Genomic DNA, 25,529 nt, shown 5'->3' with positions numbered 1-25,529 from the left:
ATCACCCCTTTCCCTTGGCCGTCACCAGGTCGACGAGGAACGGCCCGTGGTGGGCGAGGGCCTGTGCCACCGCGCCCTCGGCCTGGCCGGGCTTCTCCACCCGTACGGCGGCCACGCCGAGGGAGCGGGCGAGGCCCGTGAAGTCGATGGGCGGGTGGGAGAGGTCGAACATGCCGGGCTGTTCGTGGGCCGGTATGCCGGTCTCCCGCCAGTACTCCTCGATGTTGTCCTCCAGCAGCCGGTAGCTGCCGTTGTTGCAGATCACGAACTTGGTGGGCAGGCCGTAACGGGCGGCCGTCCACAGGGCCTGGAAGGTGTACATGCTGCCGCCGTCGCCGGTGAACCCGACCACCGTGCGGTCGGGGTGGGCGAGCTGGGCGCCGAGCGCGCCGGGGAGGCCGACGCCGAGGGAGCCGCCCCGGGTCTGCATCCACTGGCCGGGCACGGTGGGCGGCAGGTGGCGGAAGATCGTCGGGGACGCGGTCAGCGCCTCGTCGAACAGCAGGGCGTCCGGCGGGAGTTGCCGCGCGAGTTCCCTGGCGAAGGCGGCGGTGGGCACGGACTGCGCCTCGCCGTCGGCCAGGTCCCGTTCCCGGGCGCCGGCCAGGGCGTCGGCCCGCTCGGCGGCCCGCACCCGCAGCCGCTCGGCCGCCTCGGCCCGCCGCTCGTCGCCCATCTCCCCGTGCAGCGCGTCGGCGAGCAGCCCGAGGGTGGCCTTCGGGTCGGCCACGATGCCGAGGTCGACCGGGAAGTTCTTCGCGATGGCGTCGGTGTCCAGGTCCACGTGGACCACCGGGGTGCCCTCGGCGAAGACGTCGTACAGGGCCGGGAACACCTCGGGCAGTGCGTAGGTGCCGACGATCAGGACGCCGTCGGCGGCGCCGGTGATCCGCCGGCTCTGCTCGCCGAACATGTGGCCCAACTGGCCCGCATAGGCGGGGTGTTGCACGGAGAGGTTGACCTCGGCCCAGTCGGCGCCGTACACGTCGGCGCCCCACACCTCGGCGAGGCGCGCCAGTTCGGCCTGGGCTCCCGCGAAGTGCACGCCGTCGCCGGCCACGATCAGCGGCCGGCGGGCCCCGGCGAGCAGCGCGGCGGCCCGGGCGACGGTGTCCGGGGCGGGCCGGCTGCGGGTGTCCGGATAGGAGACCGGGACGACGGGTTCCCGGGTGCCGGCGTCCATCACGTCGGCCGGCAGCACCACCAGGACCGGCCCGTACGGCGGGGTTCCGGCCACCTTGAAGGCGCGACGCAGCACGCGCAGCGTGGAGTCGGGGTCGAGCACCCGGGTCGCCCACTTGGTGACCGGCTCCGCCATGCCGACCAGGTCGGCCGCCATCTGGGCGTCCAGTCCGGCGTACCGCAGCCCGGCCTCGCCGACCAGGGTGACGATCGGGGCGTGGCCGCGCATGGCCTGGTAGAGCATGCCGATGCCGTTGCCGAGGCCGACCCCGGAGTGCAGTTGCAGGACCGCCGGGGTGCGGGTGGCGCGGGCGTGGCCGTCCGCCATGCCGACGGCCGTGGCCTCCTGCAGGGCCAGGATGTACTGGATCGAGGGGAAGGAGCGCAGTTCGTCGAGGAACCCCTGCTCGACCGTGCCGGGGTTGCCGAACATGTACCGGACGCCTTCGGCCTCCAGTTGCTCCAGGAGCGCGACGCGCGCGGGCCTGCTGTCCATGCTGGTCACCTCTCGGACCTTTCGCGGGACGGATGTCAGGACGTCAGGAGGTCCTGAACCCCCACTGGCGCAGGCCCTGTTCGAGGACCTCGACGGTCTTCTGGCCGGTCAGGTAGGAGTCCGGGGTCGAACGGCCCGTGATGAACGGGTAGTCGACGATGACCGAGGTCTCCTTGCCGAAGTTGCCGTGGTAGGCGCCGCCGGGCGCGGTGGCGTCGCGCAGGATGTACTCCAGCGGGTACGGCGGCGGGCCCATCACGAAGTCGGTGCCGAGGAAGCCGGTGCCGTCCTTGTAGTCGTACTCGATGCAGTGCCCGGTGACGTGCTTGCCGCGGATGATGGACTCGCGGGTCTCCTGGTCGCGGGCGAAGGCCAGGCAGGCGACGCCGTAGCACTCGGCGGCGATCGGCCGGTCCAGGGCGCGGAAGGCGAGGATCAGGTCGTGCACCCGCCAGTTGTTGGCGAGGTCCACGATGGGTCCGCTGCCGCCGACGATCAGCAGCGCGTCGTAGCGGTCGGCGATCTGCCGGCGGATCTGCTCCAGGCGGCTGTGGTAGGCCTCCCAGTCGCGCAGGAAGTACGGCCGGGAGCGGTAGGGCCGGTCGGGCAGCCAGGACGCGAGGTCGAGGGGGTTGTCGAGCCGGTCCGACTCCTCGACGGCCCTCACCTTCGCCGCCATCTCGGGCGTGGTGACGGACCGGCCGAGCGGCGGGTCGACGTACTCGGGGTCCATGCTCGGCGGCAGCGCGTTGGGCCGCTTGCCGGTGGGGGTGGCGAAGGTGAGGTGGTAGCCGGCCTGGTCGAAGGTCTCCAGGGGGCCGATCAACTCCTCGCCCCAGTAGCCGTGTTCGGACAGGACGACGAGGATGCGCCTGCTCATGGGATTCCTCCCGGATCGGCGGGACGGTGCCAAGTGGCGGATTCCTGTCTACGGCGGGGCACTTCGTCCGGACCATCTCCGTCGCCCGTGCTCAGGGCACATGCCCAAGTGGCCGAATGCACTACGGCATGTTGTGGCCAACGCCTGCGGGCCGGTCGCTACCGGGCGGTACGGCCGACCCGGCAGGCGAGTTGCCCGAGCCTGAGCTGCGACTTCGCACAGTGCGGCCGGAGGTGCGGCGCACGGCGCACGGTGCGCCCCGGCTGTGGGGTCATCGGACGCGTATCGCTCCCGGTTTCCCGGGGGCGGGACCCCGATGAGCGGAGACATCCATGTCCACCGAACAGACCGGCTCCGACCGGGAGATCGAGGAGTTCGTGCAGCGCTGGTTCGGCCTGCTCAACGTGCACGCCCCGGTCGCGGAGCTGCTGCCCCACGTCGCCGACGAGGGCCTGGAGATGGCCTTCCCGGAGCGGACCCTGCACAGCCACGCGGACTTCCTCGACTGGTACGCGGCCGTCGGTGAGGCCTACAGCGAGCAGGACCACACCGTGGAGAAGCTCGTCCACCAGGAGACCGGAGCCCGGATCGGCATCGACCTGACCGTCGTGTGGACGGCGAAGTCGACCGCCGACGGCACCGTGTCCTCGTTCCGGATCAACCAGCAGTGGCAGCTCGAACGCCCCGCGCCGGGCGCCGCCCCGGTGATCGTCGACTACCAGGTCGGCGAGCCGGCCGCCCTCTGACCCCGTCACCGTTTGGAGGCTGTCATGCCGTCGAATGCGACTCCCCCGGTGCCACTGGGCGCCGACTACGTGGTGGTCGGCGCGGGTTCCGCCGGCTGCGCCGTCGCCGCCCGGCTCAGCGCGGACCCGTCCGTGACCGTGATCCTGCTGGAGGCCGGCGGGCCGGACGAACGTCCCGAGATCCACCACGCCGACGCCGCCTCGGTCCTCTCCCTGCTCACCGCCGACTGGCGCGGCGAGATCGACTGGGGCTACGAAACCGAGCCCGAGGCCGGCATGGACGGCCGCCGGATCCCGGTGGCCCGCGGCAAGGTCCTCGGCGGGTGCAGCTCCGTCAACGCCCTGATGTGGGTGCGCGGCAGCCGCCACGACTACGACCGCTGGGTCGCCGAGGGCGCGAGCGGCTGGTCGTACGACGAGGTCCTGCCGTACTTCCGGCGCGCCGAGAGCTACTCCGGCGGCGGCTCGGAGCTGCGCGGGGCCGACGGCCCGGTCCGGGTACGGCAGCTGGACCACCCGTCCCCGCTGGCGTCCGCCTTCGTGGCGGCGGCCGGTGAACTCGGCCACGACGCCGCGAGCGACGGCGACTACAACGGCGCCCGGCAGGACGGGTTCGGCTTCCTGTACCAGACCAACCGCGACGACGCGGGAGGGCGGTGCAGCGCCGCCGACGCCTATCTGCGCCCGGCCCTCGACCGGCCCAACCTGACCGTGCTGACCGGCGCCCGCACCACCCGGCTGCTGCTCGACGGGGACCGCGTCACCGGTGTCGAGTACGTCCGCGACGGCGCCCCGGCACAGCTCCGCGCCGAACGCGAGGTCATCGTGTCCGCGGGCGCGTTCGAGTCGCCGAAGCTCCTGATGCTGTCCGGGATCGGCCCGGCCGACCACCTCAGGGCGCACGGCATCCACTGCGTACGCGACCTGCCGGGCGTGGGCGCCGGGCTCCAGGACCACCTCTTCACCCCGGTCTGCTACCAGTCCCTCCAGGAGCACCCGCCCGGCGCGCTGCTCTCCGAGGCCGGGCTGTTCACCCACACCCCGGCGGCCGACCCGGACGGGCCGCCCGACCTGCAGTTCACCTTCGGCCCGGTCAAGTTCCTGCCCGCCGGTGCGCCCGCCGACCAGTGGGAGGGCCCCGGCCTCACCTTCGCCCCGATCGCCGTGCTCCCGCACAGCCGGGGCCGGGTCCGGCTGCGCGACGCCGACCCCGAGTCCAACGCGGTGATCAGCGCCGGCTACCTCACCTCGGCGGCCGACCTGGACGTCCTGGTGTACGGGGTCGAGCTGGCCCGCGAACTGGCCGCCACCCGGGCCTTCGACGCCTTCCGCGGCGACGAACTGGGCCCCGGCAAGGACGTCACGACGCCTGCCGAGCTGCGCGCCTACGTCGCCGCCAACGCGACCACCCTGTGGCACCCGGCCGGCACCTGCCGGATGGGCACAGGACCGGACGCCGTCACCGACCCCGAGCTGCGCGTCCACGGCATCCAGGGCCTCCGGGTCGCGGACGCCTCCGTGATGCCGTCCATCGTGGCCGGCAACACCCACGCACCCAGCGTCATGATCGGCGAGCGCGCGGCGGCGTTCGCCCTCGGCACCTCCGAGCCGCTTCCGACCGCCGCCCGAACCAACGAGGGGATGCAGCATGTCCACCCGTGACCAGCAGGAGATCCAGAAGCTCTACGGGCGCTTCCTCGACGCGCTGAACGCCGGCGACCTGCAGGGGGTCCGCGCCGTCCTCAGCCCGGACTTCACCGACCACCACCCCGGCTTCGACATCACCGGCATCGACACCTACCTGGACGCGGTGCGCGGCGCCCACGAGTCGCTCGACCTCAAGGGCGAGCTGGAGGAGGGGGTGCCGCTCGGCGAGGACCGGCTCGTCACCCGGGTGAAGCTCACCGGCACCCACCTCGGCGACGTGCTCGGCTTCCCGGCCACCGGCCGCAAGGTCGAGTGGTCCACCACCGAGATCTGGCGGGCCGAGAACGGCCTGTTCGCCGAGCGCTGGGCCCAGGACGACCTGCTCGGCCTGCGCGCCCAGCTGTCCTCGGACGACCTGAACTACACCGTCGTACGGCAGGTCAGCGACGCGGTCAACGAGCGCCGCTACGACGACCTCGACGAGATGTTCGGGCCGACGTTCAAGGACAACAACCCGGCCTGGAGCGTCGAGAGCCTCGACGAGCTCAAGGGGATCATCAAGGCCGCGCACGACGCGCTGGACTTCACCGTGCACCTCGACGCCCTGTACCCGGCCGCCCCGGACAAGGTGATCATGCACATCACCTTCCACGGCCGGCACATCGCGCCGTTCTTCGGCAAGGAGCCGACCGGCAAGGAGGTGTCCTGGACCAGCCTGGAGGTCTACCGCCTGGAGGACGGCAAGGTCGTCGAGCGCTGGGTGCAGGCCGACACCACGGGCCTGATGCGCCAGCTCGGCGTGGACCTCCCCTGACCCCCATCACAGGCACGCAGGAAGGACGGGCGCAATGAGCACCCGAGAAGTGGTCGACACGTACTACCGGCTGGCCAACGAGGGCGACTGGGACGCCTGGTGCGACCTGTTCGCGATCGACCAGACCATGGACGAGCAGCTGGCCGGGCACGTCGAGGGACGCGAGACGCTCCGCGAGATGATGAAGGGCTTCCCGCAGATGTACGCCTCCTTCGCCAACGTCCCCCGCCTCGTGGTCGTGGACGGCGAGCAGGCCGCGGTGGTCTCCGACATCACCGCCCGCACCCCGGACGGCATCGCGGTCGAGGCCGCGGTGTGCAACTACTTCCGGGTCCGGGGCGGGCTGATCACCTACATGACGAACGTCCACGACACCGTGCCGTTCGCCCCGGTCACCGGGAAGTGACGGCCATGACGACCGCCGCCCCGCAGGGCCTGCGCTGGTCGCACGTGGGCCTCAACTGCCGTGACCAGAAGGCCACCGAGGACTTCTACACCCGGCTCTTCGGCTTTAGCCGGGCCCGGGTGGTGGAGGCCGACGGCGTCCGCGTGGTGTTCCTGCGCAACGGCCCCGTGTACCTGGAGCTGTTCGCGACCGACGCGGACCCGCTCTTCCCGGCCGCGAAGGACGGCCCGGCCAGCCCCGGCACCGCCCGCCATCTGGCCTTCCAGGTCGACGACGTGGACGCTTTCCTCGCCGCGGCCCAGGGCGAGTTCGAGCCGACGCTCGGGCCGCTGACGTTCGACGAGTTCATCCCCGGCTGGAAGACGGTCTGGGTCTCCGACCCGGACGGCATCGTGGTGGAGGTCAGCCAGGGGTACACCGACCAGTCCACCGAAGAACTGGCAACGTACGCCTGACAGGAGAGTTCCCCACTATGAAGGCCGTTCCCGAGCAGACCATTCTCATCACCGGCGCGACCGACGGTCTCGGCCGCGCGGTCGCCCGTGAACTCGCCGCGCAGGGCGCGTCGCTGATCCTGCACGGCCGCAGCGCGGCCAAGGGCGCGGACCTGCTGGCCGAGCTGCGCGCGGCCGGCGCCACCGGCCGGCTGAGCTACGAGCTGGCCGACTTCTCCTCGCTGGAGGACATCGGCAAGCTCGCCGAGCGGATCCTCACCACGTACGACCGGCTGGACGTGCTGGTGAACAACGCGGGCATCGGGGTCGAGCTGGCCCGCCAGGAGAGCCAGGACGGGCTGGAGCTCACCTTCCAGGTCGACTACCTGGCGGCCTACATCCTCAGCTGCCGGCTCGCCCCGCTGCTGGTGTCCTCGGCACCGGCCCGCATCATCAACGTCAGCTCCGCGGGCCAGGCCCCGATCAACTTCCGGGACGTGATGCTGGAGCGCAACTGGGACGGCGTGCAGGCCTACTGCCAGGCGAAGCTCGCCCAGATCTCGCTCACCTTCGACCTGGCCGAGCGGCTGGCGGGCACCGGAGTGACGGCCAACGCGCTGCACCCGGCGTCGTACATGCCGACCAAGATGGTGGTGAACCTGTTCACCCCGCAGAGCACGGTCGCGGACGGCATGCGCAACACCCTGCGGCTGATCACCGACCCGGCCCTGGACGACGTCTCGGGCGTCTACTTCAACCGCTCCACGCGGGCCCGGGCGGGCGCCCAGGCCTACGACGAGAGCGCCCGCGCCCAGCTGCGCAGGCTGAGCGAGTCCCTGACCGGAGTGGCGTTCCCGGCCAGCTTCGGCTGATCCGGCCCGCACGGCACGAGCCCCCGCCTCACCGCAGCGAAGCGGGGGCTCGTCCATGTCCCCTCTCCGTTTGGGAGAGCGGGGCCGCTTTGGCGTTCGTGGGGCAGAATGCCGTGCGCATGAGAGAAGTAGTGGTCAACGGTTTGATCGCAGGGCCGTTGGGGATCTTCATAGGCTTCTGCCTGTCGTACTTCCAGCAGCGCAGTTCCGACAAGAGGGCCGAACGGGCACGCCAACTGGCGCTGATGCAGCAGCTTGTCGTCGAGGTGATGGACCTGGAGCGGGCGCGCAGGATCTACCGCGAGGCCCACCTGAGCCGACGTGCCAAGTTCCGCACCTTGGCGATGGCAGGCGTGGAGTTCTGGTCGGCGTGGAATGCCCGGGGCAGCACACGGGAGGCCGCTGCAGCAGCAGCGGCTCCAGCCGTGCGAGTTGTAGACGCCTGGGACCGAGGCACCCTCACTGAAGCTGTCGAGCTGACCACGCACATGACCCGTGTGTCGGCTGTAGGACTGCCGCTGGGCATGGTGAAGGACAAGGCCGTAGCCGCGGCGGCGCAGCGATTGATGGACGCGGCGCTGGAAGACTGGGGGTGCGAGTCCGTTCGACAGAATCCGCCACCTGGACGCCTACGGGCGCGAGTACTGGCTCGGGCGCGAGATGCAGCCGCTCATGGACTACCCGCAGTGGGTGAAGTTCGAGCCCGTCATCGAGAAGGCCAAGACATCCCTGTCCATCGTCCAGGGCGAAGCCGCAGCTCAGAACCATTTTTCCCGGATGGGAAAGATGGTTCCGATCGGGTCCGGAGCCGAACGCGAAGTCGCGGACTTCCGTCTCACCCGCTTCGGCGCCTACCTCGTCGCGATGGCTGGCGACGACACCAAGAATGCCGTCGCCCAGGCGCGCGTCTACTTCGCCGTCAGGACCCGCGAGGCCGAACTCGGCGCGCTGACCGAGCTGGAGGTACGGCGTACCGCTCTGGCTCGCGCCCGGCGGATGGTCGACTACCAGATCTTCCGCGACATGATGCGCGACAACGCCCCCGACTACGAGCCCAGCAGCAAGACCACCCGCATGTTCTTCGCCGCCATGCAGAACAAGCTCTACGTCCACGTCGTCGGCATGACCGCCGTCGAGATCAGGCACGCGCGCACCCTCCAGACCTGGCCGGGCATCGAAGAGGGCAGGCCGGAGCCGAGCCTGAAGAGCGCGGCCCGCAAGGTCGCCAAGAACTACCTGACCGGGCTGGAGCTCCGGAAACTGGACCGGCTCGTCGGTCGGCTCTGCCTCCGGGCCGAGGACATCGCCGAGGACGGACTCCACCTGTCGCTGCCTCAGTGGCGCAACCTGGTAGAGGTGGAACTTGTGATGGCGAACCGTCAGATCGCCGCCTGACCAAACACCCGCGGCCCTGCCCTCCTTCGGGAGAGCAGGGCCGCTTTCGTGCATTCGGGGTCAGGCCTCCGGCGGCCGGTCGTATGCGGCGAGCGTTGCCTTCGTCGTCGACGCGTCCTGGAACACCAGCTCCCACGGTCCGGTGTTCACGTCGAACTCCTTGCCGAAGCCCACCCACTTGCCCGTCATACGGCGGCCGGTCGGCTCAACGAGCAACTGGATCGCACCGTGGTAGTGGGCACCGCGGTAGTAGCCATCGGTCGCGGTCTGCTCGGTCCACGTTCCGGTGGCAATGTGGCCGTCGATCTCCAGGTCCATCGTCAGCGGAGAGTTCGGGTTCGACGAGCCGTTCGGCAGTGAGCGTGCGGTCAGCCGGTTGCCGTGCTGGAGGAGGACGACGTAGTGCAGTCCGGTGAACGCGGCATCCCGGCCGGAGCTGAAGTACTCGTACCGCGACAGCCAGACCCCGGAGTAGTTCCGGTGTGCTGCGTGAGGCTCGCTCTGCGGGGCCGCGGCCGAATGAGTGGCTACGGGGACCTCTGGCTCCATGTCGTGTCCGCCCTGCCCGTCCTCGGAGACGCGGGCCTGGGGTACGGCGGTGAAGCCGAGCGACTCGATGGGCAGGCCGGTGACGACCTCAAGGGCTCGGGCGTAGACGGGGCGAGGGGCGATGGTGACGCCGGATTCCCAGCGCTGTACGAGGCGCTTGTTGGCGTCGTTGGGCTGCCCGGCACGGGTGCCTGCATCGCGGATGGCGCGGGCGAAGTCGTCCTGTGACATGAGCAGCCCCATACGAGCCGCTCGCAGTGCGCTGTTCGGTGTGGCCATACGGATCACGGTAGACCTCACGCGCAAGGAATGACACCGAAATGACACCCCCGATGTCGCCGTTATGACGCCTGCACTGACGCCGCGCAACTCCTTGTGACCGGAGCATCTTGAATCCGTGACGGATACAGGCAGCAACGCGGGCCACCCCGGACTGACGATCACCGTCTACCGGGTCAACAGCAGGACCATGGAGCGCACCCCCCTGGGATCACGCACGCTCCCCCCAGCGGACGAGCCCGTGATCAACCTGGCCTTTCCGCCCTGCGAGTGCCCCTGCTGCAATGCAGGGACGGCATCCCGGTGAGCCCCATGTGGGACAACGAACCCGAGCTGGCCGAGGGCATATGTGTGGCCTGCGGCGCCTACACCGACAAGGCCATCGTCCGCTGGCTGCCGCGCATGTCCGGGGCCGACGTCCGTCTGATCGTCCACGCGAGGGACGACGACTGCACGCCGCCCGAGCCCGCCCAGCTCATCCGGCTGGCCCGTCACAGCACCAACCCCTGAAGCCCCTTCCGCCGCCGCACCACTCCCAGCGGCGGAAGGCGCGGCACCCTCTGACCTGAGGATGCCCGTCCACAATAGGAGGACAATGTGACCATCGCGTTAGAACGTCCCGTGGGCACCGACCCGACGCTCCTCGTCACCCCTGAGGTAGCCGACCGGCTCACCCGTCGGATCGTCGCCGACCACCCCGAGGTCAGCCCGGAGACCGCCCTCCGCATCGTCGGCCAGGCCGCGGGGTTCATCGCCGCGTCCGGCCGACAGCCCGGCCAGTCGCTGGCACCCAGCAACCTGGTCGACTACGGCTGGCACGCCTTCATCCTTCACACCGTCGACTACGCCCAGTTCTGCGAACAGGTCGTCGGCCGGTTCGTCCACCACGTCCCGACCGCCGACGACGACCAGGTACCCGGCGGACCGCAGGCCGCCCGGGAGCGGACGGTCGCCGCCATCGCGGCGGCCGGGTACACCGTCGACCCGGACCTGTGGCCGGACGTGGCGGACTGCAACCAGTGCTACGACGGTTGCACCGACAGCCCCAACAGCGGTGGCAAGCGCTGAAGTAGCACCACCGATCGTGCAAGACTCCAGCCGCCCGGTGTCACAGCCGGGCGGCTGGCCATATGAGCGGAGCACCACGTGACAGAGACATCGATCGCCTGGGACACCTACTCGCGGCAGCGGCCCGAGCGACGGCCGGTGAACGGGCGCGGCGAGACCACCTGGTTCAACTGGACCCAGTACCAAGACCACGGTCCTGGCGCCGAACTGCTGGAGCTTCCGGCCGGCGGCCGCGTGCTGGATCTCGGCTGCGGCAAGGGCGGCAACGCGGCACACCTGGCCGGCCTCGGGATGACGGCCGTAGGGGTGGACGTCTCGCCCCGGCAGCTGGCCGCCGCACGGGAACGCTGGGGGGCGACGCCGGGGCTGGAGCTGCACCAGGCGGAAGCCGTGGGCTTCCTGGCCCTGGGCCAGGAAGGCTTCGACGCCGTCTACTCGGTGTACGGCGCCCTGTGGTTCACCGATCCGGCGCGGCTGCTGCCCGCGATCCGTGAGCGACTGCGGCCGGGCGGCCGGCTGGTGTTCTCTCAGCGGCCCCCGGTCGACGGCTGCTACGGCTGTCAGGCGTCGTACATTCCGCGCGGCGACGACGAGGACCCGCTCGTCGTGAAGCGCTGGGACTTCGAACCGGAGGCGTGGACGCGCCTGCTGCACGAGCACGGCTACGCGGACGTCGACGCCCGCGTGCTCGCCGCTCCCCCCGGCAACCGGACAATCGGGACCCTCATCGTCCGGGCCCGCGCCTGAGAAACCATCCCTGGAATCTGCCTTTCGACTAGGGGGCTGTGACGGACAGCCGGTGGTGGAAGACGTTGTGCGGGTCCCAGGCCGCCTTCACGGCCTGCAGCCGGGCGAGGTTGTCCTTGAAGTAGAGGCTCTGCCAGGGCACCCCCGAGGTGTTCCAGGCCGGGTCGGCGAGGTCGGTGTCCGGGTAGTTGATGTACGAGCCGTCGTTGGTGTCGTCGGGCGCGGGCACCCCGCCGGTGGCCGCGTACAGGTCGCGGTAGAGGGCGCGCATCCAGGCCACGTGCCGGTCGTCGTCCGCGGCGGCGGGCCAGTACGTCGTGAAGTTGGCCTTCAGGACCGAGTCCCGCTGGGCCAGCGCGGTGGCCGAGGACGCGACGGTGTTGACCTTGCCGCCGTAGGAGTAGAGCAGGATGCCGGCGTGACCGTCGTAGCCGGCGTCGGAGAGGTAGCCGTAGAGGGTCGAGGCCTGAGCGGCGGACCAGCCCCTGCGCAGATAGGCGCCCTTGGACTTGGTCCGGTTGTACAGGCCGGTGTCGTAGGGGTCCTTGAGCGTCGTCTTCATCCACGGCCAGGAGGAGCGGACCTCGGTGTACGGCGCCCCGATGCCGCCGGCCACCGCCGTGACGTACGCGTCCAGCAGCGCGGCGGCGTCCGGAAGGGTGCCGTCGATCTGCGAGTTGAGCACGATCGCGCCCTGCACCCGGTTGTAGAGGATGAGCACGCTGTGCAGGCTGTCGTAGGCGGAGCCGGCCACGCTGTTGCGGGTGTGCCAGGTGCCGTGGTCCGCGATGAGCGCGGTGAAGGCCGCCTCGGTCAGGTCGGTCCACTTGATGCTGACCGTGGACTTCAGGAGCGTCTTCGGGGGCCTGGGCAGCAGCGTGGCGGGGTCGGTGCCGGTGGCGTCCGGGGAGCGGAACCAGTAGCGGGTGACGATGCCGTAGGTGCCGCCGCCCCCGCCGGTGTGCGCCCACCACAGCTCGCGGTGCGGATCGTCCGGCTCCCGGGTGGCGACCACCGCGCGGGCGGTGCCGGAGGCGTCGACGGTCACCACCTCGACGGCGTACAGGTGGTCCACGACGGCGCCGTGCTGCCGGCACATCGCCCCGTACCCGCCGCCGCTGACGTGCCCGCCGACGCCGACCGTCGGACAGGTGCCGCCCGGCAGCGCCACCCCCCACTCCAGGTACAGCGTCCGGTAGACATGCCCGAGCGTGGCCCCGCCCTCGACGCGGAAGGCCCGGCGCGCCGGGTCGTAGCGCACGTCGTCCATCTCGGACATGTCGACGAGTATCCGTACGTCCGGGTCGTCGACGAGCCCGTCCAGGCAGTGGCCGCCGCCGCGCACCCCGATGCGTCTGCCGTCCCGCACGGCCTCCTGGACGACGGCCACCACCTGGTCGGTGCTGTGCACGAGCCGCACGGAGTCGGGGGCGGCGGTGAATCTCGCGTTGTAGCCGCGGGAGGTGAGGTCGAGATAGCGGGCGTCGGAGGCGTCGACGGTGACCGCGGCGGGGGCGCCGGCCGCTTCCTCCGCGGCGTGGGCGGGGGCCGGTAGGAGGGCCGCGCCGGCCCCGGCGGCGGCGGCCGTGCCGAGGAGTCCGCGGCGGGTGAGTCCGGCGGCCGGCCGCCGGTCTGGCTGCTGCTGTCGTGTCACAGGTGTCTCCTGGTTCTCGGGCGTTTCAGGGGCGGAAAAGGCCGCCGCCCGGGAGGCGCGGAGCCTCCCGGGCGGCAGGGGGGGGAGCCGCGGACGGGGCGGTCAGACGACCTCGTGTCCGCTGACGGTGGTCTCGGGGATCTCGTCGCGGACGTCCCAGTGCTCGACGATCAGTCCCTCGTCGATCCGGAAGACCTCCACGACGACCATGCCGCGGTCGTCGGGGTCGCCGCGGAAGCGGGTGTGCAGGAAGACCAGGTCTCCCGAGCCGGCCGCGCGCCGGATCTCGAACCGGGCCCGCGGGTACTGCTTGTGGAAGCCGTCGACGAACTCGACCAGCGGGGCCCGCCCGTCGGGCAGGTTCGGGTTGTGCTGGATGAGGTCCTCGGCCAGGTACTTGTCGGCCAGCTCGGTCCGCCCCTGGTTCCAGACGGTCTCGATGTACTCCCGAACGAAGTTCACCTGGTGGCTGCTCATAGGGTTCTCCTTGAACTGACTTGAGGGACAACGCCCCGAAGGGGCGCTGGGGGTACCCCCGGCCGAAGGCTGGGGGAGGAACTGCGCGACCAGCCACGACGGCGCCGCGGCCGACCGACAAGGCATCTCGGCCCTTTCAGCTGTGCGCTCAGCTGGTGTGGACGGGGCTGGTCGCAGACCGATCCGCGCCGACCGCCGCCGAGGCGACCTGCCGGACCGAGGACAAGTGGGCCAGCCCGGCCAGCACGAGGACACCCAGGGCCGCCCACGGAATGGGCCCGGCGCCCAGGTCCGGCAGCAGGGAGCTGCCGATGAAGCTGCCGAGGCTCATCCCCAGGTACAGCGCCGCGGCGTTCATCGCGAGGATCAGCCCCGGCTGCAACGGCACCAGCTCCACCAGCCGGGCCTGCTGCGGCGCCTGGTACATCTGGCTGAAGAACGCCCAGAACGCGAAGAAGACCACCCCGGGCGCGGAGTGCGGAGCGACCAGCAGCAGCGCGAACCCCAGCGCGAGGCCGAGCACGGCGACGCTCACCGTGCGCCCGCCGCCGAGCCGCTCGGCGATCCGCGGCGCGAACGCGTTGCCCGCCACCCCGATGACGCCGAAGGCGAGCAGCGTCAGCGAGATCAGCCCGGAGGAGGCGCCGAAGCGGTCCTTCAGATAGGCGCCCGCGATGCCGTAGACGGTGAACTGGGCGGCCATGAACAGCAGGGTCGTGGTGACCGTGGCGGCCGTGGCCGGCGTGCGCATCGCCTCGCGGTAGGCGCCGACCGTCGGGGGTTCGCCGGCCGGGATCTCGGGGACGAACACCAGCACCGTCACGAAGGCGAGCGCCGACAGCGCGGCCACGCCGAGCAGGGCCGGCCGCCAGCCCAGCGTGCCGCCGAGGAACGAGGCCAGCGGCACGCCGAGCACCGCGGCGGCCGTCATGCCGCCGAACACCGTGGCCAGGGCCCGCTGCCGGCGCTCGGGCGGCACGATCAGCGCACCGGCCGCCGAGGCGCCGGGACCGAAGACCGCGGCCCCCATCGCGCCGAGCACCCGCGTGACCGTGAGGAAGCCGTAGTTGGGCGCGACGGCGCCGAGGGCCGCGCCGACGGTGAGCAGGCCGATGCCCACGAGCAGCACCCGCTTGCGGTTCCACCGGCGCAGCAGGATGGGGGCGGTGGGCGCGCAGACCGCGAAGGTCAGCGCGAAGACGGTGACCAGGATGCCCACCGTGGCCGGCTGGACGTGCAGGTCGTCGCCGATCGGGCCGTTCAGGCCGACGACCGCCAGCGAGATCGTCCCGAGGCTGAAGTAGCCGAGCGACAGGGAGAGCAGGGCGGGTAAGGCGTTGCGGGACGGCATCAAGCCACCTCCTCTTCCTCTTCGTCATCGGTGCCGGAAAGGCGGGAGCCGGAAAGTTCCATACTGCGAACCTAGGAACGCTCCGCGTCCCGCCGAGGCCGCCCCGGAAGGGCGTCCGGCACTGCCCCAGGTCCGTCGGCCTACTACGTCAGGTCGTCGTCGGGCCGTCGTCGGGCCGTCGTCAGGCCGTCCCGAACGCCCGGTTCCGCAGCACCAGCGGCACCTGCCGCCCGGAGCTGATCAGCCAGTGCTCGACCGCGTTGACCAGCAGGAGCAGCACGGTGGTGACGGCGAGCGTGGCCACGCCCGGCAGCCGCCACACCGGCAGCGCGAGGGCGAGCAGGGCGAGGCCGCAGTAGAACCGGGTGGCGGACGCGGCGCCGAACATGCGGCGCCGGGTGTAGCAGAACGCGAGCATGAAGAGGGCGGCGCCGGACGGCAGCAGGGCGGCGCTCAGCGCGTCCGGGATGTGCAGGGGGGCGCGCACGGTGCGGGTGGCGCCGACGGAGACCAGCAACAGGCCGACGACCAGCACCAGATGGCCGTAGCTGAGCACGTCACGGACGACGACGGACGGGGTCGGATGGGTGCGCAGGGCGTGCGCGACGGCCGAGGCCACCAGGTGGAAGTAGAGCCACCACAGGGCGCAGCCGACCAGGAAGGCGAGGACGAGGGCGATCAGTTCGACCGGGGCGAACGGGCCGGTGGCGGCCCCGGCGCCCACGGCGAAGACGTTCTCCCCGAGGGCGATCATGACGAACAGGCCGAAGCGCTCGGGCAGATGGTTGACGCCGAACGCCAACTGGCGCAGATGGCCGCTGAGTACGACGGGCGCGGCGATCTCGGCGACGACGGCGAAGGCCCAGCAGACCTCGCGCCACGGCGCCGGCACGGTGGCGCAGGCGAACAGGACCAGGGCGAAGGCGAGTCCGGCCCGGTAGGGGTGGATGGTGTAGAGGGCGCACTCCTTGCGGATCGCCTCCCCGATCAGCAGGCGCAGGGCGAGATAGCTTCCGGAGTACAGCAGGGCCGCCTCCCGGTCGGCCAGGGCGAGCGGGGCGGCCACCGCCATGCCGTAGACGGCGAGGGCGGTCAGCAGCAGGAACACCCGTTGCAGGTTGGTCTCCAGCACGGCGTTCATCGCCATGACCACGTCCACCCAGGCCCACCAGAGCGGGACCAGTACGAGCAGGCACTCCCCCAGTACCGGCCAGCTCGGGTGCACGGCCACCGGGTGGGCGACCTGGCCCACGCCGAACGCGAGGACCAGGTCGAAGAAGAGTTCCGCCCAGGTGGTGCGGTCGCGCGCCGGAACGGCAGGAACGGTCGTCGTCGCTGCGGTTGCGTCGGTCATTTCTGTATGGGGGCACGACCCCCGTCCGCCGCCACCACGGAGTGGAAAGCCGGTAGGTACTGCGGGAAGTCACGGCACCGGATGTCCCAATTCGGCCACCGTGCCCGGCACCCGGCGCACCCCGCCGTCCCCCTTCGGACCGAATCGGGTTTCCCCTCTCCCGATCTGATGCTCCGTCAGCTACACCTGACGGTATGACAGACGACGCGACGCACGCAGCCGACACCCGCAGCGACCTGTACGCTGAACTGGCCGCCGTCGGCCCCTACGGAGCCGACCTCGGGCACGCGCTCATCACCATGGTCGAGCCCCACCCCGGCCACGAGCGCGCGTACAACCGCTGGTAGTGGGTGCACGTCGCCCGTCAATTGCATAGCAGCAGGTCAGGGCGCCGCTCTTCGACGCCGACACTGCGGTGGGGTCGAATCGGGGTCATTTCGAGCCGGCCGCCGGTGCCAAACTCGGTCACCGTCAGCTTCGCCACAGGAGTGCAAATCGATCCATAGGGGTTATGTCGCTCTCGCCCACCCGCCCGGTGCTGCGCGTTACAGGCGCGCATGAGACCCCAGGTACGACTCCTCTTGTGGCGCGAGGAAATCAACAGCCGCACTTTCGGCACCTCCATATCCAATCCGGCCTTGGCCCCCGTATTGGCGGTGCCTGGGGTCGGACACTCCGACGCGGGCGGTTCGCTGTGGGCATGGCCACTGATCCGCATGTCGGATCGTGCGCGTACTCGCCTAACTTCGGACGGAGTTGAACGGAATCCCTCTCCAAATCTGACGCCTAGTCAGGTACACCGGACTCATGACAGAGGATGCGACGCACACAGATGAGACCCGCAGCCGCACGTATGCGGAACTGGCCGCTGTCGGCCCATATGGAGCCGACCTCGGACATGCCCTGATCACCATGGTCGAGCCACACCCGGGCCACGAGCGCCAGTACAACCGCTGGTACGAGGACGACCACTTCATCGCGGGCGCGATGGCCATGCCGTGGATGTACGCGGGCCGTCGCTGGGTCGCCACCCGGGACCTCCAGCTCCTGCGCTACCCCGAGAAGTCGGCCGTCGCCCAGCCGGTGACCGCCGGCTGCTACATATCCGTCTACTGGATGACCGCCGGCCGCTACGCCGACCACATGCGGTGGACCGTCGGCATCAACAAGCGCCTCAACCGCGACCACCGGGTCTACCAGGACCGTACGCACGTCTTCACCGCCTTCCAGGACCACGCCCTGACCGTCTACCGCGACGGCGACCAGGGGCCCCGCGACATCCACGCCCTCGACCACCCCTACGCCGGGCTCGTCGTCCAGGTCGTCGACGCCAGGTCCCCCGGCGAGCGCGGGGACCTGCTCGCATGGCTGCGCGACGACCACCTTCCGAAACGGCTGGCCGGCTCCCCCGCGGCCATGGTGACCGTCTTCGCGCCGACCCCGCTGCCCCTGGACCGGATGACCTACGTCAAGCAGGTCGAGGGGGTCGGGACCCGGCTGACCCTGCTGTGGTTCCTCCAGCAGGATCCCCGCGAGCCCTGGCGGGACCACTTCGCGGACCTGGACACGGCCGTGGCGGCTTCGGGGCTGGGTGACGTGGAGTTCGTCGCGCCGTTCATACCGACGGTCCCGGGGACCGACCGTTACACGGACGAGCTGCGGTGAGCCCCCCAGGCACCGCTTGAGATCCCTGTCCCGAGTTGTTGGGTGGCGCCCGGCGGTCCGTCGAGGTATCCGAAGCCCTGGTACATATGTTCCAGGGCGGACGACAGGAGTTGCTTCTGGTCGGGTGCGCTCATGTGCGGTGGCGCCGCGACCGTCACCGACATCCTCGCCAGGTCTCCACGGTCGGTGGAGCCAAGCGAGTTCAGGTCGATCAGGTCCTTCAGAAACGGGTGGCGCCCGGCGGCATCGTGTCGGTGCTCCGCGCTCAACCGCAGCTCGACCGTAGGCGTGCCCTCCCAGGGCAGGGCGAACGGCTCCCGGTGGGCGGCTCTTGGAAGTTGCTCGGTGGCCACGCACCACGCCGCGTACAGGAACTCCTCGACTTCTTCCAGGCTCAGTTGCATGGCGGGGTGGTCGCCGGTTGAGCGGGAAAGGACCGACCGCCAGGCGGCCTGGCTTTCGATACGCATCTCGGTGCACGTGACCAGGGTGTTGTGCTGGACGGAGAGCATAACCTCGGTGGCCAGAGCTGGTCGGCCATCGGAGTCCGTGACCGAGTAAATGTAGCTGGCTCGGCGCAGGTCATTGCCCTGCCTGCCCCGGGCCCAGGCAATCGCAGGAATAGCCGTGCTTCGGCGTTTCAGGACACGGGGAACCACGCCGGTGAGTGAGCTGCTGGGCAGCGCCATAGCCAGTTCGGCGTGGCGGTCCCGGGTGATCTCTGGGCCACTGGCCTCGGCTCACGGGAACGTCGCCACGACACGCAGCCGCAGGGCGGGCTTGTCCTCGCCAGCCGTCCAGTAGTCGGCACCGCGGGTCTGCTCGAAGCTCATCGTCGGTGTCGGCTCCCAACACCACACGTCTTCCCGGGGAGCGCGGCGGATCCGTCCCGCTCCCCAGGAACCGCCGTCCAGGGCGATGACACGGGCCCGCTCGTCGACGACGCGCTGCGCCGCCACGGAAGAGGCACCGAAGCTCGGCCAAGCTCGACATCCCCACACCGAAGTAGATCATCACCCTCGAACCCACACCTCGCTGACCAGCACGAACACCAGCACCTAGAGAAACGCCTCTCAAGCTCCCTCACCCATGTCCGCGCAAGCCAGACCACAGATTCGTGACTCTATGCCGCTGAATTACGCGGAACGCAGGCCTGAGAGCGAGGACCTGGCCGCCTGGCTGCGCGGTCACCCTGAGGTGGAGGTCATCTACCGGGACCGCTCGGGTAGTTACGGGGAGGGCGCGCGAATCGGGGCGCCACAGGCCGAGCAGGTTGCCGACCGCTATCACCTGTGGGCCAACCTCGGCCAGGCGGTCGAGAAGACGGTGAACCCGCATCGCGCCCGCCTGGCCGAACCGCCTCCTGCACCAGCCGACACGTCCGACGAGCCGGAGGCGGAGCCGCAGGTGGTCCAGCCACCACGGGGGCTGAAGATCGTGACCGGGCTGCGTGAGCAGCATGCCGCCGTCCACGAACTGTGGGAGCGGAGGATGTCGAAGGCGGCGATCGGCCGGAAGCTCGGGCTTCACCAGGCCACAGTCCGCAAGCTGGTGGGCGCCCGCTGTGCCGACGATGCCGTCGCCAAGAGCCTTCAGCGGGCACACATCGTCGATCCGTACGCCGGCTACCTGCACCGGCGCTGGAACGAAGGCGTCAGAAACGTCACACAACTCTACCGGGATATCGAGCAACTGGGTTACCTAGGAGGGGAGTTGGCTGCCCAACGTCACATGCGACGCTGCCGAACCGGGCGTGGACACGCACCCGTCCCGGGACCCAAGCCTCCGTCGGCCCGCGAGGTCACCCCCTGGATGAACGAGGACGCGGACAAGCTCGATCTGCTGTCCTGGGCCCGTCCTCACTGCAGATGAACCTGGACGTTGGCTGGCGCGCGGGCGGCAGGGGGATGGCGGCTGCGGTCGCGCTGCACACCGCTCCGCCGCGGTCGACGCTACGTGAGGCGCAGGCATACGACGAGGCCGTGGTGATGCGGGTCACACCCAACAGGGTTGTTCAAATTGGAACTTCTTGACTAGCGTTCCGTCCAGCAAGAAGTTCCAATTTGAACAACCCTGACTCGGGAGAACATCATGCCCCGCAAGAGCCTCATCATTGCCGCCGCTCTCACCGCCGCCGGTGCCGCGACCGCCGTGCTGACCACCCTGCCCAGCGCGTCCGCAGCCCCGAACGGTGCCGCTTCGCAGCCCGCCGCCACCATTACGCGTCTCGGCACCGCCCCTTACCTGCCGCTGTCGGTGGCCAAGAAGGTCTCGGACATCGCGATGCAGAAGGGTATTGAGAAGGGCTACCCCGTCTCCGTGACCGTCGTGGACCGTGACGGCGTGGTCATCAACCAGCAGCGTGCGGACACCGCGACCGGCGCCACCGTCCAGGTCAGCTTCGAGAAGGCCTACGCCGCAGCTGGTTTCCAGACCCCCACCGCCGACCTGCAGAACGCCGCCAAGACCTCGCCCGGCTTCACCTACATCCCCGGCTTCAGCATCCTGCCCGGCGGCATCCCCATCAAGGTCCACGGCAAGATCGTCGGCGGCATCGGTGTCTCCGGCGCTCCCACCGGCGAACTCGACGCCGACTTCGCCAACGCCGCCCTCAAGACCCTCTCCTGACTTCCGGTCTCACCCCACCCGTGTGCCGCCCCGCCACCGGCCGGGCGGCACACGCATGTTCGCGGGCGCATCACCGGTCAGCGGCCCGGGTGCGCCAAATCGTTCGGGGCCTCGCAGCAAAAGCGCGAGCACGGGTCGCTGAGGCATCGCTGAGATAAGTGAATCCGTTCAGCGTCCTTTCAGGAAGGGCGAGTTCCTCAGTTGGTCAGCCAGTCGACAAGGGCGCCGAGTCCCCTGGTGAGCCCGTCGAACTCGTCATCCGACAGGCCGTCGACGAACAATGTCCGGACGAGGCCGGCATGCCCAGGCGCAGTGGCGCGGACCCTCTCCAGCCCTGCATCGGTCAAGGAAGCGACGACTCCGCGATCGTCGCCGGCGGAAGAGCGGCGCCGGACCAGCCCGGCTTTCTCCAGCTGTGTCACCTGGTACGTCAGCCCACTCTTCGAGGTGAGAGCCACGTCCGCCAGGACGGTCATGCGCAGCTCACCGTCCGGGGCGTCAGCGAGACGGCTGAGAACTTCGTACTGCTGATGAGACAGCTGCGCGTCGTCTCTTAGCTGCTGCTCGACCTGTCGCTCGATAAGCGAGCTGACCAGCAGAAACGCTCTCCATGCATCCAGCTGGCGCTGGTCGAGCCAAACCGTGTCGGCCACCGTGCCCTCCAACCTCGCCGTCCCGCGCCCCGCCCCTGGGTTCCAATTTTAACTACATCGCGAGCAGGGGGCGCTTGGGCTGATCCGGTAGCCGGAGGCCATTACTGATTTCTGGCCCCTTCAGAACCGGACGTGCAGGCTTTCCCCGCATCCGGTTCAAGCAAGCCGCGAGGGCTTCGCAGGTCAGCAGGGTTATGTGGCCCGTCTGCTGTCGCCCGCGTGGTGCTGTCGGTGGCATTCGGAGCGCACTAGGCGAAGGCTGGTCCGTTCATCCGTGCCGCCGTCTCGCCGGTAGGTGAAGTGACGTTTGCGGAGCATCTTCTTCAAGGCCGCGAACCAGTCGATCCACTCGCGTGGGCTGTCCGGTTGGCACTCGCCTCCGACGATCAGCGCCTGTTTGCAGAGAAAACACAGCCCCTGCTGCCGGACCGCGAGGAGGAGACTGGTCTTGTCCATCGGCGGCGGCGCTTTCTTCCGGCGGCGGTCCCGCCAGTATTCGCTCAGCGCGGGGTCGTCCGGGGACGCTCCATCTTTGACGAGCTGGTGCTAAGAACACCGCAAGCCCCGTGAACACGGCCCTTGGCGTGCCTCACCATCCAGATATAATGTGATATTGACCTTTTGCACTCTGGGTACGTTGACGGTTCGACGTTCGCCATGGAGGGCACGGGGGAATGGGAGGCTGTCGACGTGCGCGAGCGCATCGAGCTGATCGCACGGAGCCGGGAGAGGTTCATGGCCGGTGACCTGGTCAGCGGGGGCGTGCGGAGCTCGGTGGTTTCCTCCTGGCAGCACTGCCAGGCGCTGGGCCTTCGGCCCGAGGGCATTGATGTGCCCTACCGGGACGTGGATACGCTCGACACTGACGGTGACCTCATGCGGGCGGCACGACCGGTGCTGGACAGGGTCACCGACCTGATCAGCGGGACCCCAGTCGGAGTGATCGTCACCGATGCGGCCGGCTGGATCCTGCAGCGGTGTGTCGGTGAGCCCCAGATGGCCGTGCACTGCGATTCCACCGCTGGGTTTCCCGGCTTCTGCCTGGCGGAGCCGCTGGCCGGCACCAACGCCATCAACCTGGTGCTGACCGGGCGACACGCCTGCCATCTGTTCGGCCCGGAGCACTTCGACGAGCGCCTGCAAGGAGCGGACTGCCATGCCGTTCCGGTCCGCGATCCGCTCAACGGACGCCTGGTCGGTGTGGTGAACGCTGCCTATCCGTCCACCGGCAACCTCGGCTCCAAGGCGGACGCCCTCATCCGCCAGGCGGCCCTCGACATCGAGCAGCGGATGCTGGAGCAGGCCACGGAGACGGAGCGGGCCCTGATCAAGGCGTATATGCACGCCACCGGACGGTTCCCGGACGCCTCGGTGACCACGGACGCAATCGGCCTGGCCGCGCTGATGGCCATCGGATGGAGCCCGAGGGACCGGGTTGTCCTGCAGCAGACGGCCGCCTCACTGATCGCCGCGGGCCGTGCGGACACCGTCCAGGTGCCGCTCTCCGGCGAACAGACGGCGTGGCTGCTGGCCCGGCCGGTGCCCGGCAGCACGCCCGGCGTCGTGGTGGAGGTATTCCTCGAAGGTCCCCTGCCGAATCACCTGACCGTGCTCGACCCGCCGTCCCCGCGCACTGTGCCACAGCCCATCGCCGGGCCCGCGGCAGCCTCGAGCCGGTCGGCGCAGGCGGTCCCGAGCCGCAGAGCACATCGGCTGGGCATGGCCGACACGCCCCACCCGGCGCGCCCTGCCGCCGTGGTGGTGCCGGACCGCATGGTCCCCCCGACGGCTCGCCAGACCGCCGCGCCACCCCTGCCCGGCGCCAGCTGGCCCGTGATGATCGGCGACCCCCGGGTGGGCAAGTTCGCTCTCGCCGCCCGGCGCCGCCTGGAACTGTTCAATACGGTCGGAGAGCACATCGGCACTACCCTGGACGTCGCGCGCACCGCCGAAGAACTCGCCCAGGCGCTGGCGCCCAGCTTTGCCGACTACATCACTGTCGACCTGTATGACGGGGTGCTCCGCGGGGACGAGCCGACTCCCGCCCCCACCCTGCGTCGCACAGCGCTGCAGGGCATAGCGGAAGACTGCCCGTTCCACCCTGCCGGTACGCAGATGCACTACGGACCTGCCACACCGCAGGCCCGCTGCTTGGCCAACGGGCGGCCGGTGCTGGAGGCCGACCTGTCGACCGCCGAAGCGTGGAAGGCGCACGACCCCACACGCTCGAAGCAGATCCTCGAACGGGGAGTTCACTCCCTGATCGCCGTGCCCGCCCGCGCTCGCGGCGTCACCATGGGGGTCGCCTGCTTCTACCGCTGCGAACAGCCCGAGCCCTTTGAGGACGACGATGTCGCCCTCGCCGGGGAGCTCGTTGCCCGGGCCGCGGTCTGCATCGACAACGCACGCCGCTATACCCGCGAACACACCATGGCCATCGCGGTGCAACATACCCTGCTGCCCACGGGCCTGCCCCGCCAGCAGGCTGTGCGGGTCGCCCACTACTACCAGCCTGCGCGCTCCGGCGTCGGGGGCGACTGGTTCGACGTCATCCCCCTCTCCGGTGCTCGCGTCGCCCTGGTCATCGGTGACGTGGTGGGCCACGGCATCCACGCGGCCGTCACCATGGGACGGCTGCGCACGGCGGTCCGTAATTTCTCCGTCTTCGACCTCGATCCCGATGAACTCCTCACCCGCCTCGATGACTTGGTCGACTGCATGGACCAGGAAACCTCGGGAAGCGACGGTGTCATCGGAGCGACCTGCCTGTGCGCCATCTATGATCCGACCACCCGGCGGGCCACCATGGCCCGCGCAGGCCACCTGCCTCCCGCCCTCGTGCACCCCGATGGCACGGTGACCTTCCCCGACTTGCCCGCGGGCCCGCCCCTCGGCCTGGGCGGGCTGCCCTTCGCCTCCGTCGACTTCGACATCCCCGAGGGCAGCCAGCTCATCCTGTACACCGACGGTCTCGTCGAAGATCGCGCTCACAGCATTGATGTCGGACTGGACCGCCTGCGGCACACCCTGGCCAACGGCCATCGCACCCCCCAGGGCACATGCGAGGAGATCATCCGCAATCTGCCCACCACCCAACCGGCCGAGGATGACATCACCGTGCTCGTCGCCCAGACGCACGCCCTCGACCCGAAAGACATCGCCGCCTGGGACGACCTCCCTGCGGACCCCGCCATCGTCCCCGCAATCCGCGCCGCCGCCAACCAGCAGCTCGACGCCTGGAACCTGCAGGACGGCGCCTTCACCACCGAACTCATCCTCACCGAACTGCTCAGCAACGCCATTCGCCACGCTACCGCCCCCATCCACGTCCGCCTCATCCGCGACCTCAACCTCATCTGCGAGGTCTCCGACCACTCCAGCACCGCTCCCCATCCACGCCAGGCCGCCGTCACCGACGAAGGCGGCCGCGGCCTGTTCCTCGTCGCCCAACTCGCCCATCGCTGGGGCACCCACTTCACGCCCAGCGGCAAGACCATCTGGGCCGAGCAGCCCCTCATCCCCCACTGACCACCCCGGGCCGACCCGCGGCGCGAGGGCGCTCGTCAGCCACCGGAGCGTCACGCTGGCCCCCACGAGGGTGTGCACGGCCGCCGACAGGGGCGCGCCGAAACACCCGTCGGCCGCAAGGGTGGCGACGCGCTACCAGGCGCCGTAAAGACCCTGGTCCAAGAGATTCACCAGCCGGGCGATATCCCGAACGGTGCGCCGTCCGTCGGCCCGCAGTAGTTCCAGAATTCGCAGATCGACCGTGTCGAGAGATATCTGTGCCGACATGCCCTCAGGTGTAAGCGGAACTGGACGCATTGCTCAGTCTGGGATCGGTCCCACTTACAGAAAGCTGCTTCTTCGGTATCGATGCACATATTTTCGTTGCCGTCGAATGCTGGTACTGAAAGCGTGTCCCCATGCAAACCGTCAGGCAGTCGGCCGGCCTCCGTGCTGTGCTGGACATCGATGTGACCGCAAGGCCGCAGGCTGTTGCCCGCGTTGCCTCGATCGTGGCGTTCCGTCAGTTCGAACTGACGACTCTGCAGGTCGACGAGTTGATTGACGACCGGCGGCGGATCACGATCCACGTACGCGTCTCCGACGAGACGAGACTGGAACAGCTCAAGAAATTCTTGTATCGCACACCTGATGTCATAAAGATCATCACGCGGCTCGAGGACTAGACAGCGCGGCCGCCCAGGACAATAGTCCGATGGCGGCAC

Annotated in this window: 27 protein-coding genes and 1 pseudogene; 16 read left to right on the top strand and 12 right to left on the bottom strand. The window is 69.9% G+C overall.

The window, feature by feature from the left end; all coding sequences use genetic code 11:
• Nucleotide 1: 1 nt before the first annotated feature.
• Both SSP29_RS20185 and SSP29_RS20180 read right to left on the bottom strand, forming a co-directional pair.
• Nucleotides 2-1,678, bottom strand: a complete 1,677-nt coding sequence (locus SSP29_RS20185) for a thiamine pyrophosphate-binding protein (protein ID WP_089102417.1) — start codon at nucleotides 1,676-1,678, stop codon at nucleotides 2-4.
• A 43-nt stretch (nucleotides 1,679-1,721) separates the two neighbouring features.
• Complete coding sequence (locus SSP29_RS20180; RefSeq protein WP_089102084.1) at nucleotides 1,722-2,558, bottom strand: type 1 glutamine amidotransferase domain-containing protein; 837 nt, start codon at nucleotides 2,556-2,558, stop codon at nucleotides 1,722-1,724.
• 332 nt (nucleotides 2,559-2,890) lie between these two features.
• On the opposite strand from SSP29_RS20180, the gene SSP29_RS20175 reads away from it, so the two are divergent.
• The 7 genes from SSP29_RS20175 (at nucleotide 2,891) to rhuM (ending at nucleotide 8,872) form a co-directional block, all read left to right on the top strand.
• Complete coding sequence (locus SSP29_RS20175; protein WP_089102083.1) at nucleotides 2,891-3,304, top strand: hypothetical protein; 414 nt, start codon at nucleotides 2,891-2,893, stop codon at nucleotides 3,302-3,304.
• A 24-nt stretch (nucleotides 3,305-3,328) separates the two neighbouring features.
• Nucleotides 3,329-4,966, top strand: a complete 1,638-nt coding sequence (locus SSP29_RS20170) for a GMC family oxidoreductase (protein WP_089102082.1) — start codon at nucleotides 3,329-3,331, stop codon at nucleotides 4,964-4,966.
• Nucleotides 4,953-5,765, top strand: coding sequence for an ester cyclase (locus SSP29_RS20165; RefSeq protein ID WP_089102081.1), 813 nt, complete (start codon nucleotides 4,953-4,955; stop codon nucleotides 5,763-5,765). Before SSP29_RS20170 ends, SSP29_RS20165 begins: the two co-directional genes overlap by 14 nt.
• 34 nt (nucleotides 5,766-5,799) lie before the next feature.
• The gene (locus SSP29_RS20160) at nucleotides 5,800-6,171 is read left to right on the top strand and encodes a nuclear transport factor 2 family protein (protein WP_089102080.1); all 372 of its coding nucleotides are present in this window, start codon (nucleotides 5,800-5,802) and stop codon (nucleotides 6,169-6,171) included.
• A 5-nt stretch (nucleotides 6,172-6,176) separates the two neighbouring features.
• On the top strand, nucleotides 6,177-6,626 hold the full coding sequence (locus SSP29_RS20155) for a VOC family protein (protein ID WP_089102079.1): 450 nt from the start codon (nucleotides 6,177-6,179) through the stop codon (nucleotides 6,624-6,626).
• A gap of 17 nt (nucleotides 6,627-6,643) precedes the next feature.
• A complete protein-coding gene (locus SSP29_RS20150; protein ID WP_089102078.1) occupies nucleotides 6,644-7,477 on the top strand; it encodes an SDR family NAD(P)-dependent oxidoreductase in 834 nt (277 codons plus the stop codon).
• 672 nt (nucleotides 7,478-8,149) lie between these two features.
• On the top strand, nucleotides 8,150-8,872 hold the full coding sequence (rhuM, locus tag SSP29_RS20145; RefSeq protein WP_167449965.1) for a RhuM family protein: 723 nt from the start codon (nucleotides 8,150-8,152) through the stop codon (nucleotides 8,870-8,872).
• 60 nt (nucleotides 8,873-8,932) lie between these two features.
• Here rhuM and SSP29_RS20140 read toward each other — a convergent pair whose 3' ends face one another.
• The gene (locus SSP29_RS20140; RefSeq protein ID WP_089102076.1) at nucleotides 8,933-9,700 is read right to left on the bottom strand and encodes a helix-turn-helix domain-containing protein; all 768 of its coding nucleotides are present in this window, start codon (nucleotides 9,698-9,700) and stop codon (nucleotides 8,933-8,935) included.
• 312 nt (nucleotides 9,701-10,012) lie between these two features.
• On the opposite strand from SSP29_RS20140, the gene SSP29_RS20135 reads away from it, so the two are divergent.
• The 3 genes from SSP29_RS20135 to SSP29_RS20125 all read left to right on the top strand — a co-directional run bounded on the left by SSP29_RS20135 (nucleotide 10,013) and on the right by SSP29_RS20125 (nucleotide 11,515).
• Nucleotides 10,013-10,210, top strand: coding sequence for a hypothetical protein (locus SSP29_RS20135; RefSeq protein WP_089102075.1), 198 nt, complete (start codon nucleotides 10,013-10,015; stop codon nucleotides 10,208-10,210).
• Between the two features lie 87 nt (nucleotides 10,211-10,297).
• Nucleotides 10,298-10,768: a glycine-rich domain-containing protein gene (locus tag SSP29_RS20130; RefSeq protein WP_150134531.1), complete on the top strand. Its 471-nt coding sequence runs from the start codon at nucleotides 10,298-10,300 to the stop codon at nucleotides 10,766-10,768.
• A 78-nt stretch (nucleotides 10,769-10,846) separates the two neighbouring features.
• Nucleotides 10,847-11,515 carry a class I SAM-dependent methyltransferase gene (locus SSP29_RS20125; RefSeq protein ID WP_089102073.1) on the top strand — a complete coding sequence of 223 codons (669 nt, stop codon included), beginning with the start codon at nucleotides 10,847-10,849 and terminating at the stop codon, nucleotides 11,513-11,515.
• A 28-nt stretch (nucleotides 11,516-11,543) separates the two neighbouring features.
• On the opposite strand, the gene SSP29_RS20120 is transcribed toward SSP29_RS20125, so the two are convergent.
• The 4 genes from SSP29_RS20120 to SSP29_RS20105 form a co-directional block, all read right to left on the bottom strand.
• Nucleotides 11,544-13,169: an FAD-binding oxidoreductase gene (locus SSP29_RS20120; protein WP_089102072.1), complete on the bottom strand. Its 1,626-nt coding sequence runs from the start codon at nucleotides 13,167-13,169 to the stop codon at nucleotides 11,544-11,546.
• Nucleotides 13,170-13,271: 102 nt separating this feature from the next.
• Complete coding sequence (locus SSP29_RS20115; RefSeq protein WP_089102071.1) at nucleotides 13,272-13,646, bottom strand: nuclear transport factor 2 family protein; 375 nt, start codon at nucleotides 13,644-13,646, stop codon at nucleotides 13,272-13,274.
• A gap of 148 nt (nucleotides 13,647-13,794) precedes the next feature.
• Entirely contained in the window at nucleotides 13,795-14,997 is a 1,203-nt protein-coding gene (locus tag SSP29_RS20110; RefSeq protein WP_089102070.1) for an MFS transporter, read from the bottom strand.
• A gap of 181 nt (nucleotides 14,998-15,178) precedes the next feature.
• Nucleotides 15,179-16,351 carry a low temperature requirement protein A gene (locus SSP29_RS20105; protein ID WP_089102069.1) on the bottom strand — a complete coding sequence of 391 codons (1,173 nt, stop codon included), beginning with the start codon at nucleotides 16,349-16,351 and terminating at the stop codon, nucleotides 15,179-15,181.
• 143 nt (nucleotides 16,352-16,494) lie between these two features.
• Between SSP29_RS20105 and SSP29_RS58545 the strand changes: the two are divergent.
• Nucleotides 16,495-16,695: pseudogene (locus tag SSP29_RS58545) on the top strand (hypothetical protein); the annotation flags it as partial.
• A 463-nt stretch (nucleotides 16,696-17,158) separates the two neighbouring features.
• Nucleotides 17,159-18,016 carry a hypothetical protein gene (locus SSP29_RS20100; protein ID WP_089102068.1) on the top strand — a complete coding sequence of 286 codons (858 nt, stop codon included), beginning with the start codon at nucleotides 17,159-17,161 and terminating at the stop codon, nucleotides 18,014-18,016.
• Here SSP29_RS20100 and SSP29_RS20095 read toward each other — a convergent pair.
• Nucleotides 17,995-18,705, bottom strand: coding sequence for a hypothetical protein (locus SSP29_RS20095; RefSeq protein ID WP_145968928.1), 711 nt, complete (start codon nucleotides 18,703-18,705; stop codon nucleotides 17,995-17,997). The genes SSP29_RS20100 and SSP29_RS20095 overlap by 22 nt on opposite strands.
• Before the next feature lie 51 nt (nucleotides 18,706-18,756).
• Complete coding sequence (locus SSP29_RS20090; protein WP_089102066.1) at nucleotides 18,757-18,975, bottom strand: hypothetical protein; 219 nt, start codon at nucleotides 18,973-18,975, stop codon at nucleotides 18,757-18,759.
• Between the two features lie 130 nt (nucleotides 18,976-19,105).
• On the opposite strand from SSP29_RS20090, the gene SSP29_RS20085 reads away from it, so the two are divergent.
• Nucleotides 19,106-19,888 (top strand): transposase, encoded by a 783-nt coding sequence (locus SSP29_RS20085; protein WP_107436232.1) that lies wholly within the window; start codon nucleotides 19,106-19,108, stop codon nucleotides 19,886-19,888.
• A gap of 219 nt (nucleotides 19,889-20,107) precedes the next feature.
• Nucleotides 20,108-20,644, top strand: a complete 537-nt coding sequence (locus SSP29_RS20080) for a GlcG/HbpS family heme-binding protein (protein WP_089102064.1) — start codon at nucleotides 20,108-20,110, stop codon at nucleotides 20,642-20,644.
• A 197-nt stretch (nucleotides 20,645-20,841) separates the two neighbouring features.
• On the opposite strand, the gene SSP29_RS20075 is transcribed toward SSP29_RS20080, so the two are convergent.
• Complete coding sequence (locus SSP29_RS20075; protein WP_089102063.1) at nucleotides 20,842-21,297, bottom strand: MarR family winged helix-turn-helix transcriptional regulator; 456 nt, start codon at nucleotides 21,295-21,297, stop codon at nucleotides 20,842-20,844.
• Nucleotides 21,298-21,489: 192 nt separating this feature from the next.
• Entirely contained in the window at nucleotides 21,490-21,753 is a 264-nt protein-coding gene (locus tag SSP29_RS20070) for a hypothetical protein (protein ID WP_150134528.1), read from the bottom strand.
• A 201-nt stretch (nucleotides 21,754-21,954) separates the two neighbouring features.
• On the opposite strand from SSP29_RS20070, the gene SSP29_RS20065 reads away from it, so the two are divergent.
• Nucleotides 21,955-24,825: a SpoIIE family protein phosphatase gene (locus tag SSP29_RS20065; RefSeq protein WP_150134527.1), complete on the top strand. Its 2,871-nt coding sequence runs from the start codon at nucleotides 21,955-21,957 to the stop codon at nucleotides 24,823-24,825.
• A gap of 132 nt (nucleotides 24,826-24,957) precedes the next feature.
• On the opposite strand, the gene SSP29_RS55935 is transcribed toward SSP29_RS20065, so the two are convergent.
• Nucleotides 24,958-25,092, bottom strand: a complete 135-nt coding sequence (locus tag SSP29_RS55935; RefSeq protein WP_245883149.1) for an AsnC family transcriptional regulator — start codon at nucleotides 25,090-25,092, stop codon at nucleotides 24,958-24,960.
• Between the two features lie 131 nt (nucleotides 25,093-25,223).
• On the opposite strand from SSP29_RS55935, the gene SSP29_RS20055 reads away from it, so the two are divergent.
• On the top strand, nucleotides 25,224-25,490 hold the full coding sequence (locus SSP29_RS20055) for an acetolactate synthase small subunit (RefSeq protein WP_089102062.1): 267 nt from the start codon (nucleotides 25,224-25,226) through the stop codon (nucleotides 25,488-25,490).
• The last annotated feature ends 39 nt before the right edge of the window (nucleotides 25,491-25,529 follow it).

The sequence above is a fragment of the Streptomyces hyaluromycini genome (assembly GCF_002217755.1).
Taxonomy (GTDB): domain Bacteria; phylum Actinomycetota; class Actinomycetes; order Streptomycetales; family Streptomycetaceae; genus Streptomyces; species Streptomyces hyaluromycini.
This window is presented reverse-complemented; position numbering and strand designations above follow the sequence as displayed.